Here is an 11,945-nt window from a genome sequence, read left to right as displayed (position 1 = left end):
CGGCTATATCTTGATCGCGGGAATCAGCCTGCTGAGATTCCAGAGCCGGTCTCTGCGCGCCGACAGGCACGAGATCGCCAGTGCGACAGCCGTTATCCCGGCCAGCACCGTGATCGCCTGCCATAGCCGGGCGTCGACACCACCGAGTATCAGCTGCCGGAGTCCGTTGACGCCGTAGGTCATCGGGTCGAAGCGGTGCAGGACCTGGAACGGCCGCGAAGTGGTCTCCACGGGGTACAAGCCGCCCGCGCTGACCAGCTGCAACATGAGCAGGGCCATGATCAGCACCCGGCCCACCGCCGGACCAACCAGCGCATTGATGGCTTGCGTGGCGGCCACGAACGCGGCGGAAATCAGCATCATGAACCCCAGCATGGCCGCCGGGTGCACCGCGTGCACACCGAGAGCGAACCGGACCACGCAGTAGAGAATGGCGGCCTGGAATACCGCGATCGCGGCGGCGGGCAGGTAGCTGGCGAGCACCACGCGGATCGCGAGCACCTCCGCGGCGATCGCGCGAGTCTGCAAGGGCCGCAGCACCATCCACAGCACCAAGGCGCCGAAGAACAGCGCGAGCGTCAGGAAGAACGGAGCCATCCCGGTGCCGAAGTTGGGCGCGGCGTTCTCATGTGAAGCCTCGAGTTGCACCGGACCGCCGATGGTGTCGGCGACCGCATCCTTTTGCTGGCTTGTCCAGTTGGGTACCTGCTTGGCCCCCTCGGCGAGTTTGGTCGCCAGCTCGGCCGATCCCGTTTTGAGCTGGCGCGCGCCGTCGTCGAGCTTGCCGATGCCGCCGGCCAATTCGGCGTTACCGGTAGCGACTTGCTGGGCCCCGTCGCGCAGTTGGGTGAGCTTGTTCGTCAACTCCTGTCCCTTACCGCCGACCTGGTCGAGAGCCGACGCGAGCGGACTGCCCGGGTTGCGCAATCCCGATGTCATGGCGATCGCCGCGTTCTGCGCATCGGTGAGCTGCTGGCGGATCTGGGGCGTGAACTGGTGGCCCCGCAGCTGATCCTGGATGCCGCGCAGGTTGTTCGCCAGCGGATCCTGTCGGGCGGCGAGCTGATCGATCACCGATGACAGCGAGCTCGCGGCGGCGTCCTGCGCCGCGGCGATGGTGCCGAGCTGATCGTTGGCCTGCGCAAGCGCGGTGGCACCCTGTTGCAATTGCTGCGTGCTGCCACCGATTTGGGACACCGCCTTGGTCACCGCGAGCAGCGGGTCGGTGGCCTGGTTGATTCCGTCTGACAGTTGCTTGGCACCGGCGGCAAGCGTCGCCGAGCCGGACCGCGCGCTGTCCAGGCCGGCCACCAGCTGACCGGCACCGTCATCGAGTCGGGCCGCCCCGTCCGCGGCCTGCTTGATACCCGATCCCGACGAAACCACCACCGACAACATCTGATTGACGGCCTGTCCCGAGATCCGGCTGGATACGGCGTTGAGTACCTGGCCGATGGCGGTACGGCCGATACTCGTCGAGATGTAGTTGTTGGCGTCGTTGTAGACGGCGATCAGGTTGGCCTTCTTCGGTTGCCCGGTCACCGGCGACGCGATCGCCGCGCTGAAATCCGGCGGCAGCTCGACCATGAAGTAGTACTTTCCGTGGTCGACTCCGTTGCGCGCCTCGGCTAAGTCCACGACGTGCCAGTCCAGGCCGCCGTCCGCGGTCAGGCTCTTGGCGATCTCCGCGCCGGCGTTGAACTGCTGCCCGGACACGACGGCGCCACGGTCGGAGTTGACCAGCGCCACCGGCATCTTGTTGGTGTGGCCGAACGGATCCCAGAACGCCCAGAGGTACAGCGCCCCGTACACCAGGGGTAACAGCATCAGTACGACGATGGCCACGCGCGTCAATCGGCTACGGCCGAAGCGTTTGATCTCTGAGCCAAAGGCGAGTCCAGCCAGCATCTTTCAGCCCTCTCCGGTCAGGATGCGGTGATCGTGTAGTTCGTGGTCGGGTGCGTCCGTGCCGAGCGGGTTGGTCACCCCGACGACGACGGTGCGCTGTCTCGCGATCACGCCGAGCCGGTCGGCGGCGATCGTTCGCCGGGAATTGTCCCGAACCTGTTCGAGGTCGCCGACCACCAGGATCGGACGGTTCGACAGCAACGCCAGCGTGATTCGCAGCAAGAACAGTTCGAGGTCTGACAGTTCGACGATGTAGGTGTCGTTCGACGGCGGAGCCATCTCGCCGAAGACCTCGGTGAGCTCGGCCGGACCCGATTGCAGCGGCACCGATGAGTACCACGGCGCCAGCCACCGGCGTTGCTCGGCGAGCACTGTCCCCACGGTCACCGAATCCTCCAGGTCATCGATGTCATCGAAGGCCGCGATGGAGCACTGCCGGCGAATCGCGCGCGGGGTTGTCTCGCCGAGGACGGTGAGCGTGCCGTGGCTCGGCTTGAAACGCCCCGCGAGTGTCAGCAGCAGGGTGGTCTGCCCGTGCCCGCCGGGCATCTGGATCGCGTGAAAACCCGGCGTCAGGGTCAGGTCGACCCCCGAGAACAACGGCCCGTGCTCACCGTCGACCCCCAATCCGGTGGCGGTGATGACCGGTGCGATGTCGTCCGGTTCGTCCTTGGCATCCATGGTGTGGCTTTCCCTAATACCCTTTAAACCGGAATCGATTCCAGCAGTGCGGTGATCAATTGCGCGAGCAGATCGGGGTTGATGGTTCCCGGACGCAACACCTCTTCCATCGCGACCCCCAGGTTGATCGTGACGACGAGCTGGGCGACGTCGGTCAGTCGCCGGTCGCCCGGCACGGTGTCGGTCGATTCGACGATGTGCAGTGCCTGGTCGGCCGCGGCGCGGCGGCGCCCGATCAGGCGTTCCCGTAGCTGTGGATCGCGCTGGGCGCGCAACCAGTACTCGACGAGCAGTACGTAGTAGTCGGAATGTTCGCGGACCGAGTCGAGCACCGATCGGCTCACCTCTCGCGCGGCCGCGGCGCGGTCGCCGGCGCTGCGGTCCAGCGCAATCGCGATCTGCTCGCCGCGCAGCTCGAACTCGCGGTCGAGCAGGGCCAGGAACAGCTCGTCCTTGGATTCGAAATTCGAATACACCGCACCCTTGGTGAAGCCCGCGGCTTGGCCGATGGCGTCGATGGTGGCACCGGCGAACCCTTCGGCGGCGAAAACCTTCGACGCCGCGTCCAGGATCCGGTCGCGAACCTCGCCCCGGGTGGGGCGGCTGCGAAGCGGCTTGACAGGTGACATGTGCAGCAGCATACCGTTCGGTATCGGTTAGATACTCCGGAGTATCGAAGATCACCCCGACGGAGCCGTCAGCCGAGCCTGAACGCGGTGCGCTCCCACAGTTCGGCGGCCAATCGCGGGTCCTCTGCCAGACGGCTGGTGTTGGCGACCTTGCGCTTGGCGTAGTACGCGCCGGGTGTCCACTCAGAACCGGGCGTGCTCGACGCCAGCCGCACCAACTGGTCGGCGCCCTGGTCCGGGGTCGAGATGAACAGCACCGCCGGGGTGTACCGCTGCATGAAGACCAGGAATCGCGAACCCGACGCGACACCGATGTTGGAGTTGACGTTGCCGGGATGCACGCTCGCGACGGAAAGTCCGCCGGCATGGTAGCGCCGGTGTAATTCCTTGGTGAACAACATGATTGCCAACTTCGACAACGCGTAGGCGGCGGCCGGCCGACGGCTGGCGGTGTTCTCGAGGTCGTCGACGGTGGCCCGGAAAATCAGCTTGTGCGACGAGCTGGTGGTGTTGACGATCGTGGCGTGCGACTGCAGCAGCACATCCAGCAATTGGGTGGTCAGCAGGAACGGCGCCAGGTAGTTGACCTGATAGGTGCGTTCGTAACCGTCGGCGGTCAGCTCGATCTTGCTGGCCATCCTGCCCGCATTGTTGAGCAACACGTCGATGCGCGGGTATTGCGAACGAATCTTTTCCGCCAGCGCCCGCACCTGGGACAGGTCGGCGTAATCGACGACGAAGTAGTCCGCGTCCAATTCGGCGGCCACCGCGGCGGTCTTGCCTGGGGAGCGGCCCACCACGACGATCTGGTCGCCGGTGCGGCTGAGGCGACGGGCCGCGGCTGCGCCGATACCGTCGCTGGCGCCGGTGATGACAATCGTCCTGCGCGTCATTGCGAGACCTCCACACCGGAGTGTAGCGAGGACCCCGACGCAACGGTGCGCCCGCGCTCAGGTCAGCGAGTAGCGCACCGGAAGGTGTTTGAGGCCGCCCACGAAGGTGGTGGCGACCAATTCCGGATCACCGGTCAGTTCAATGGATTCCAGGCGGGGCAGCAACTCGGAGAAGAAACTGTTGACCTCCATGCGGGCCAGCGCCGCACCCATGCAGAAGTGCACACCGTAACCGAAGGCAAGGTGCTTGTTGGGGTCGCGACCGACGTCGAAGCGGAACGGATCGCTGAAGACGTCCTCGTCACGATTGGCCGAAACATAGGACAACAGCACCGAATCGCCCGCGGCGATGGGCACTCCCCGCACGGTGGTGTCCTTGGCGGCGGTCCGCATGAATTCCTTGACCGGTGTCACCCAGCGGATCATCTCCTCGGTGGCCAGCGGCATCAGGTCCAGGTTGTCGCGCAGGCGCCGGCATTGATCGGGGTTCTCGATAAGGGCGTGCAGCCCACCGGAAATGGTCGCGCTGGTGGTGTCGTGGCCCGCGGTGGCCACGATCAGGTAGTAGGACACCGTGTCGATGTCCGACAACGGTTCGCCGTCGACCCGGGCATTCGCGATCGCCGACGCCAGGTCCTCGGTCGGGTGCTCACGACGAGACGCCGTCACCCCGTTGAAGTACTGGAACATGTCGAACAGCGCCGGCAGCTGATCCTCGTTGGTGCTCCCGCGTTTGAATTCGGAGTCGTCACTGCCGAACAACTCCTGGGTCAGCTTGAGCATCCGCGGGAAATCGGCCTCGGGCAGCCCCAGCAGCGACATGATGACGTAGAGCGGGTAGTTGACCGCGACCTCCTGCACGAAGTCGCATTCTGGGCCGACCGCCATCATCTTGTCGACATAGGTCTTGGCCAGTTCGTCCACCCGAACCTTCAACGCCCGCATCGCCTTTGGGCGAAACCAGTCGGAGCCGATCGCGCGCACCACCCGGTGCTGCGGGTCGTCCAGGTGAATCAGCGTCCGCACCCCGGCGGCCGCCTGCATCTCGTCACCTTCGGCGGTGGTCAGCACCGGCCGGGGCCAGTTGGTGAAGAGCATGTTTTCGCGTTCGATATCCATGATGTCGGCGTGTTTGGTGATCGCCCAGAACGGCCGGTAATTCGGGACCTCTACCCACGACACCGGGGCGTTGGCGCGCAAGTGCGTCAGCGCGGCATGCAGCCGCCGCTCGTCGGTGTACGCCAACGGGTCCGCCAAGAGCTTCGCGGCCTCGTCCATCGTCGTTGCACTCACTGGTGAGACTCCTCGATTTGGGACGCCTGGTCGACCTCCCGACGAGCGGCGTCAGACATGCGGGTAACTTTACAGTAAGCAATCCAGTATGTGACCCTGCAACGTGGCGATCGCAAGCGCGGCGTAGCCGGGCGCGGCGGGTCGCCACCAAAGGACCGGTGGCGATCGCAAGCGCGGCCTAGCCGGGCGCGGCGGGTCGCCACCATAGGACCGGTGGCGATCGCAAGCGCGGCGTAGCCGGGCGCGGCGGGTCGCCACCAAAGGACTGGTCGCGCGACGAATCTCCGTGAGGTAGGACATAGGAATGGCGAAAGCCCAGGATTGGGGAGAAACGCTCAAGGATCTCGAGCGGCGCCGCCGGCAGGCGTGGGACATGGGCGGGCCGGAGCGGCTGGACAAGCATCGCGGCAAGGGCAAGCTCGACGCCCGTGCGCGCATCGACTACCTGCTCGACCCGGGCACGTTCCGCGAGCTGGGCACCCTGGTCGGCGGCGAGATCGCGGCCGACGGCCTGGTTGTCGGCTCCGGGGAGATCAACGGCTCACCAGTGATGCTGGGGGCCGAGGATTTCACCACCATGGCGGGCAGCATCGGCCCCGGTGGCAACTCGAAGCGGTACCGCATCGCCGAACTGGCGGTCCGGGACAAGATTCCGCTGGTGATGCTGCTCGAGGGGGCCGGCTTCCGGCCCACCGGTGGCCATTACGGCCGGACCCCCACCGACCTGCTGGCCCAGGCGCAGTGCTCGGGCCGAGTCCCGACCGTCGCCGCCGTGCTCGGCCCCTCGGCCGGGCACGGCGCACTGGTGGCGCCGGTCTGCGACTTCCGGATCATGAGCAGGCAGGGAGCAATCTTTACCGCCGGCCCGCCTGTCGTCAAAGAGTCCACCGGAGAAGAGATTTCGAAGGAGGACCTCGGTGGACCGACCGTCGCCCTGCCGAGCGGCGTGATCCACAATGTCGCCGAGGACGACGAGGCCGTCCTCGACGACGTCCGCCGCTATCTGTCCTACTTCCCGCCGAGCGCATGGTCCTATCCGCCGCCGCTGCCCGCCGACGAGGCCGCCGAGCCGCGGCAGACGCCGGAGTTGCTCGACATCGTGTCTCGGGACAACCGCCGCGTCTACGACATGCGCGCCGTACTCGACGTCATCTTCGACAGCCCAGACTGGTTCGAGGTGCAGCCGCAGTACGGCAAGGCGATCATCTGCGGGCTGGCCCACCTCGGCGGTCACCCGGTTGCGGTGGTGGCCAACCAGCCTCAGGTGCTGGCGGGCTCCATCGACGCCGACGCCGCCGACAAGGCCGCGCACTTCATCATGGTGGCCGACTCGTTCCACCTGCCCATCGTCTTCCTCGCCGACAATCCCGGCATGCTGCCCGGCAGCCGCTCCGAGCGCAGCGGCGTGCTGCGTGCCGGCGCACGGATGTTCGCCGCGCAGACGGCCGCCACCACGTTGAAGCTGCATCTGACGCTGCGCAAGGCGTACGGGTTCGGGTCGATGGTCATGTCGCTGTTGGGCTTCGACCATCAGGTCGCGACCTTCGCCTATCCCGGGGCGACGATGGGCGCCATGAGCGCCGCGGCGCTCAGCCGCGCGTCACACGCCGGCGAGGACCTCTCGGCCAAGCTGCGCAACGCCGAGCTGGAGGCGTCCTTCCGGTCGGCCGAACACATGGGCTTCGACGAACTCATCGATCCCCGGGAGACGCGCGACGCGTTGCTCGCGTCCTTGAAGCGCGGCCTGTCCAGCAGGCAGGCCGCCGCCGAACCGGTCACCCGGACCGTCATCATGCCGTGATTTTTTCTGCACGCGCTACTTAGCGGCGCGGTAGGCCGCGACGATCGGCTCGAGCTCGTCGGGGGTGGCGCCGTGCATGATGAGCGCGTCGGCCCCGTAGTCGAATTCCTTACGGATGCGATCCACACACTGCTGCGCGGACCCGGTGGCCGAGGGCTCCAGCCATTCCTCGGGGATCAGCGTCGCGATGTGCTCGATCTGCTCGGCGGTGCCCTTGTGATCGATCCCGCCCGCGATCGAGGTGACCACCGGGTCGTCGCGAAACCGTTGCAGCACAGCGGGATCCCAGTTGTTGGTCTGCACCAGCAGATCGCCGTAGCCCTGCAGGTAGGTGGCCAGCCGCGCCACGGTCTTCTTCAGCCGCAGTTCTTCGGGCAGATGGTCACCGACGGTGGCGAAGCACGACCACACCCGCACGCTGTCCGGGTCACGGCCGGCCTTCTCGGCGGCCGACTTCACGATTTTGACGCTGCGCTGCAAGGTCTCCGGGGTGAAATAGGTGTGCAGTACGACGTCGTCAAACACGCGCCCCCCGAGCGCGAGGGTGTTGGGACCGAAGGCCACCAGCGCCAGTCGAATATCCTCGTTGAAGTCGGGATCGAGAAACAGGATGGGGTACTTGCCCATCGGGCCGTCGTGATTGAAGATCAGTTCGCCATGCCACAGCCGCCGCATGACCTGGGCCCAGTCCTCCATCTGCGCCGTCGTCACCGCCGGGATGCCGAAGGCCCCGTAGATCGCGGCGATGCCTCGGCCGACGCCCAGGGTGAACCGGCCGCCCGACAGGCGATGCATCGTGGTCGCCCACGACCCGGTGATCAGCGGATGACGGGTGTTGTGATTGGTTGCGGCGGTGGCGATCTGCATCCGGTTGGTCACCGCGCAGGCCGCCCCGACCAGCGACGACGCCTCCTTGACATTCCACCGCTCTGAGATGAAGGCGGTGCCGAAGCCGAGTTCCTCGCCGCGGCGGGCCTCGTCCATCAACGTCGCCGGGCCCTCACCGCCCGCCCCGGCCAACAGGTAGAACCCCAATTCATCAAGCGTCCGGTCAGTCAATTCCAAACCCCTTGCTGGTAGCCGCCGTTCCAAACCTCGGTTATCTTGCCATCGACGACGCGGAACACCTCGATGCTGGCGATATTGGTCTCGGTGCCGTCCTTGGTGGTGATCGTCGAGTCGTAGACGATCGCCACGTGCTCGCCGTCGTCGCCCTCGATGACGATGTTGAGGTCGAAGTGCAGCGAATCGGCCAGCTCCCACATGTCCACCACCCGCTGCACCGCTTCGGCGTGGGTCAGCGTGCGCGCACCACCGACCTCGTGCCGAATCACCGTGTCGCCCAACAATTCCTCGGCCAGCTCGATGTTGCGTTCGTTCCACACGACGAGGTTGTAGAGCTCGACCACGGTTCGCGCGGTCCAAGTGGGTGCCATCAGTCGGGCACCGAGTCGTCCGCTTTCAGCGCGGCCACCTCGCCCAGGAATCGGTCGGTGATGCGCTGCACCCGTCGCGAGAAGATGTGCCCGACGTGGCTGCCGTCGTACCAGTACAGTTGGCCGCCCCAGCGCTCCTGCAATGCGTCGGTGGGCTCGCGCATCGCCATCCGGTCGTGCCACGCCCCGACGATGAGCCGGCGCTGCGGCGGCGGGGACGGAATGACCGCCAAGGGATCGATCACCGAGGTCAGCTTCGTGACCGCCGGCGACTCCAGCAGCTCGCGGAATCCCTCGCGCGATGAGCCCCACCGTTGCAGGTGCCGCGCGATCATGGCGTTGAGCCCCAGGATGGGCGTGTAGAGCGCGACCGCGTCGGTCTGCTTTTCCAGGTGGGAGACCAGCGCGGCCACCGGGCTTCCCATCGAAATCCCCGCCACCACAACGGCCGTGGCCTGCGGCCGCACCCAGCGCACGACGGCGCGCACCTCGGAAACCACGCGCATCATTCCCGCCACGTTGCCCAGCGGATCCATGTCGGGATAGGCCGGCCATTGGCGTCGCCGGCAGCCGTGGCCGGGCTGCACCGGCATCGCCACGTTGTACCCGAGCTTGTGATGGATGCGTCCGATCCGGGACAGCAGCAGGTCCTCGGTGCCACCCTGGCCCGCGCCGTGCACCCACACCAGCCACGGCCTGGGCCCGTCGCCGTGCCGGCACAGGTGCACCACCGCCCGCGCCGGGCCGCCCAAACCCTCGGCCGCCAGCGTGGCCGGCAAGGCGGGGTCGTGCTCGAAAGCCATCCGCTCGTAGCCAAGGCCTGCGATGCTGCGCCTGCGAATCGACGTCGGCCGCAACGGGTTCGGGTCGGCGTGCGCCCGGTCGATGCCCAGCGAGGAGAGCTCCTCGGCCGCCGCGGTACACCCATCCAACGGCCGCATCGGTGCAGGGCTTCGGCCCAGCAGCGAAAAGGCGCTCAGCACAAGTTCATCGAGCATCGCCTCGCCGAACTGACGCGCACCGCGCGGCGAGAGCGGGGACCAACCGGTCGACTCGCGCAGGCCGGCCACCGTGCGCGGCATCAGCATGCCCAATTCGCGGGCCACATCTCTGGCCAGGCTCAGCCCGCTCAACGCCGTCGCCATGTCGCTCACCTTCGCCAGCTAGACCAGTTTGAACCCGATGTATCCGCCGGCGGCGATTTCGTCGCAGCGGCGCCGGTATTCGGGTATCCCGCCGGTATAACCCATGTACATCCGTTTCTTGCCGGGCACGTTGCCACCGTTGTACCAGGAGTTGCACGACGGATGAACCAGGACGGTCGGCGCAACGAGCGCGGTGGCGTGGTCGATCCATTCCTGCTGGGCGCTGCTGAGCGCCTCGATGGTGCGGATGTCGTTGGCGCGCAGATACGCGATGCAGTCACCGATCCACTCCACGTGCTGTTCGAGGGCGGCGACGAAGTTGGTCGCGGCGCTCGGGCTGCCGGGCCCCTGAACCGTGAACAGGTTCGGGAAGCCGGCGACCGCGAGGCCGAGATACGACAGCGGCCCCTCGGTGGCCCAGAACTCGCCCAGCGACATTCCCCCGCGACCGCGCACATCGATGCGGCTGAGCGCACCGGTCATGGCGTCAAAGCCGGTGGCGTACACGATGACATCGAGTTCGTGCATCCGGTCCTCGGTGCGGATTCCGGTCGGTGTCACCTCGCGGATCGGCGACTTCCGCAGATCGACCAGGCTGACGTTGTCCCGGTTGAACGTCTCGTAATAACCCTGGTCGATGATCGGCCGCTTACAGGCAAAGGGGTGTACCGGCACCAACGAGGCGGCCGTGTCGGGATCTTTGACGATCCGGGCCACCGCCTCGCCGTACAGCCTGGCGGCCATCCGATTGGCTTCGATGTCGAAGAAGATGTCACCCCAGTTCAGCGCCCCCATCACGCCGTTCTCCTCGATGGCGCGCACTTGTTCTTCGCGGGTCGCCGACTTCAGCGGCGGTCGGCCGAGCATCTCCAGCAGCACGGAGAAGGCGCTCAACCGCGCCGCCCCGATCGGGTGGGCGCGTTGGGCCGCCCGGATGTCGGCGTAGCGGGCCTTCATGTCGTCCAGTTCGCCCGGTTCGAACCGATGCACCCGCCAGGGCAGGGTGTAGGCGGGCGAGCGCTGAAACACCGACAGGTGCAACGCTTCTCGGGCTACCACGGGGATGAGCTGAACGCCTGTCGAACCGGTGCCGATGACACCGACCCGCTTGCCGGTGAGGTCCACGCCGCCCTCCGGCCAGCGGCTGGTGAACAGGGAGGTCCCGGCGAAGGTATCCATTCCGGGGATGTCGGGTTCCAGCGGCACCGACAGAATTCCGGAGGCGGCGACGACGAACGGGACCCGGAAGGTTTCGCCGGTCTCGGTGCGCACCTGCCACCGGCCGGCTTCTTCCTCGAACGTCATCGCGACGACCTTGGCGCCGAACTGGATGTCGCGGCGAAGGTCGAGCCGGTCGGCCACGAAGTTCAGATAGGCCTCGATCTCGGGCTGGGCCGGCATCGACTCCGTCCATACCCACTCCTGCTGAATATCTTCGGAGAAGCTGTAGGAGTATTCGATGCTCTCGATATCGCAGCGCGCGCCCGGGTACCGGTTGAAAAGCCAGGTTCCGCCCACCTTTTCGGCCATCTCCAGCACGCGCGTGCGCAGCCCGAGTTGCCGCAGCCGGTGCAGCATGTACAGCCCGGAGAAACCGGCGCCGATGACGAGCACGTCGAACGAGGTATCAGCTTTTGCCATCGTCACCGCCGGTGATCTTCAGGATGGTTCGGGTGAGGTGCAGCGACTTGATCTGCCAACGACCGTCCCGTTTCTGGTAGGTCTCGTGGTAGTGGCCGGCGCCGTACAACTCGCGGCCGTCACCGAAGATCAGCAGGTCCTCCATCGCCCAGATGCCGGCCGCGGTGGTCGCGGAGGTGAGCGTGATCTCGGGGGTGTGACAGTGATGTTTGGTGGCGACTCCCTCGAGCCCGCCCATCACCATCGGCGCGAAGTTCTGCACGCCTTCGATCGGTGGCGCGGTCTGCGGGTCGGCACCGGCGGTGGACACCGCCATATCGAGGGTCACCACGACATCGGTGGTGAACACGTCGCGCCAGGACTCGAGGTCTTTGGTGTCCAGGAAGCGGCAGTAGCGCGCCTTCAGTTGTCGGATGGCTTCCAGCTCGTCAGCCGCTGTCGTCATTTCACTCCTTGCCGTGTGCCGGCCGGACTGCTGAAATCTATACTGTAATGGATTTAGTATCAACGATGGCGAG

Annotated in this window: 11 protein-coding genes; 1 reads left to right on the top strand and 10 read right to left on the bottom strand. The window is 66.4% G+C overall.

Annotation, left to right across the window (positions count from 1 at the left end):
* Window positions 1-3 precede the first annotated feature (3 nt).
* Genes A5624_RS12635 through A5624_RS12615 form a run of 5 tightly spaced genes read right to left on the bottom strand, consistent with a single transcriptional unit; the run spans window position 4 to window position 5,389 of the window.
* The gene (locus A5624_RS12635) at window positions 4-1,908 is read right to left on the bottom strand and encodes a YhgE/Pip domain-containing protein (protein WP_066866595.1); all 1,905 of its coding nucleotides are present in this window, start codon (window positions 1,906-1,908) and stop codon (window positions 4-6) included.
* Window positions 1,909-1,911: 3 nt separating this feature from the next.
* Window positions 1,912-2,589, bottom strand: coding sequence for a hypothetical protein (locus tag A5624_RS12630; RefSeq protein WP_066866593.1), 678 nt, complete (start codon window positions 2,587-2,589; stop codon window positions 1,912-1,914).
* Between the two features lie 23 nt (window positions 2,590-2,612).
* Window positions 2,613-3,230 carry a TetR/AcrR family transcriptional regulator gene (locus A5624_RS12625; RefSeq protein ID WP_066866592.1) on the bottom strand — a complete coding sequence of 206 codons (618 nt, stop codon included), beginning with the start codon at window positions 3,228-3,230 and terminating at the stop codon, window positions 2,613-2,615.
* Window positions 3,231-3,286: 56 nt separating this feature from the next.
* Complete coding sequence (locus A5624_RS12620) at window positions 3,287-4,111, bottom strand: SDR family NAD(P)-dependent oxidoreductase (protein ID WP_066866590.1); 825 nt, start codon at window positions 4,109-4,111, stop codon at window positions 3,287-3,289.
* A 57-nt stretch (window positions 4,112-4,168) separates the two neighbouring features.
* Window positions 4,169-5,389, bottom strand: a complete 1,221-nt coding sequence (locus A5624_RS12615) for a cytochrome P450 (RefSeq protein ID WP_066866589.1) — start codon at window positions 5,387-5,389, stop codon at window positions 4,169-4,171.
* 319 nt (window positions 5,390-5,708) lie between these two features.
* Here A5624_RS12615 and A5624_RS12610 point away from each other — a divergent pair, with 319 nt between their 5' ends.
* Complete coding sequence (locus tag A5624_RS12610) at window positions 5,709-7,205, top strand: acyl-CoA carboxylase subunit beta (RefSeq protein WP_066866588.1); 1,497 nt, start codon at window positions 5,709-5,711, stop codon at window positions 7,203-7,205.
* Window positions 7,206-7,220: 15 nt separating this feature from the next.
* On the opposite strand, the gene A5624_RS12605 is transcribed toward A5624_RS12610, so the two are convergent.
* Genes A5624_RS12605 through A5624_RS12585 form a run of 5 tightly spaced genes read right to left on the bottom strand, consistent with a single transcriptional unit; the run spans window position 7,221 to window position 11,872 of the window.
* Window positions 7,221-8,264: a TIGR03857 family LLM class F420-dependent oxidoreductase gene (locus A5624_RS12605; RefSeq protein ID WP_066866587.1), complete on the bottom strand. Its 1,044-nt coding sequence runs from the start codon at window positions 8,262-8,264 to the stop codon at window positions 7,221-7,223.
* Window positions 8,261-8,641: a nuclear transport factor 2 family protein gene (locus A5624_RS12600; protein ID WP_066866585.1), complete on the bottom strand. Its 381-nt coding sequence runs from the start codon at window positions 8,639-8,641 to the stop codon at window positions 8,261-8,263. Before A5624_RS12600 ends, A5624_RS12605 begins: the two co-directional genes overlap by 4 nt.
* Window positions 8,641-9,786 carry a PHB depolymerase family esterase gene (locus A5624_RS12595; RefSeq protein WP_066866583.1) on the bottom strand — a complete coding sequence of 382 codons (1,146 nt, stop codon included), beginning with the start codon at window positions 9,784-9,786 and terminating at the stop codon, window positions 8,641-8,643. Before A5624_RS12595 ends, A5624_RS12600 begins: the two co-directional genes overlap by 1 nt.
* An 18-nt stretch (window positions 9,787-9,804) precedes the next feature.
* Entirely contained in the window at window positions 9,805-11,427 is a 1,623-nt protein-coding gene (locus A5624_RS12590; protein ID WP_066866581.1) for an NAD(P)/FAD-dependent oxidoreductase, read from the bottom strand.
* Window positions 11,414-11,872: a nuclear transport factor 2 family protein gene (locus tag A5624_RS12585; protein WP_066866578.1), complete on the bottom strand. Its 459-nt coding sequence runs from the start codon at window positions 11,870-11,872 to the stop codon at window positions 11,414-11,416. The genes A5624_RS12590 and A5624_RS12585 overlap by 14 nt, the downstream gene beginning before the upstream one ends.
* Window positions 11,873-11,945 lie beyond the last annotated feature (73 nt).

This window comes from Mycobacterium sp. 1482292.6 (genome assembly GCF_001672995.1).
Lineage (GTDB): Bacteria > Actinomycetota > Actinomycetes > Mycobacteriales > Mycobacteriaceae > Mycobacterium > Mycobacterium europaeum_A.
Note: the sequence above shows the minus strand (reverse complement) of the source record. Positions and strands in the feature narration are given on the sequence as shown.

Bases quoted from the DNA above. Each gene is read 5' to 3' on its own strand.
- A5624_RS12635 (WP_066866595.1), bottom strand. From the start codon at position 1,908: ATGCTGGCTGGACTCGCCTTTGGCTCAGAGATCAAACGCTTCGGCCGT.
- A5624_RS12630 (WP_066866593.1), bottom strand. From the start codon at position 2,589: ATGGATGCCAAGGACGAACCGGACGACATCGCACCGGTCATCACCGCC.
- A5624_RS12625 (WP_066866592.1), bottom strand. From the start codon at position 3,230: ATGCTGCTGCACATGTCACCTGTCAAGCCGCTTCGCAGCCGCCCCACC.
- A5624_RS12620 (WP_066866590.1), bottom strand. From the start codon at position 4,111: ATGACGCGCAGGACGATTGTCATCACCGGCGCCAGCGACGGTATCGGC.
- A5624_RS12615 (WP_066866589.1), bottom strand. From the start codon at position 5,389: ATGGACGAGGCCGCGAAGCTCTTGGCGGACCCGTTGGCGTACACCGAC.
- A5624_RS12610 (WP_066866588.1), top strand. From the start codon at position 5,709: ATGGCGAAAGCCCAGGATTGGGGAGAAACGCTCAAGGATCTCGAGCGG.
- A5624_RS12600 (WP_066866585.1), bottom strand. From the start codon at position 8,641: ATGGCACCCACTTGGACCGCGCGAACCGTGGTCGAGCTCTACAACCTC.
- A5624_RS12595 (WP_066866583.1), bottom strand. From the start codon at position 9,786: ATGGCGACGGCGTTGAGCGGGCTGAGCCTGGCCAGAGATGTGGCCCGC.
- A5624_RS12590 (WP_066866581.1), bottom strand. From the start codon at position 11,427: ATGGCAAAAGCTGATACCTCGTTCGACGTGCTCGTCATCGGCGCCGGT.
- A5624_RS12585 (WP_066866578.1), bottom strand. From the start codon at position 11,872: ATGACGACAGCGGCTGACGAGCTGGAAGCCATCCGACAACTGAAGGCG.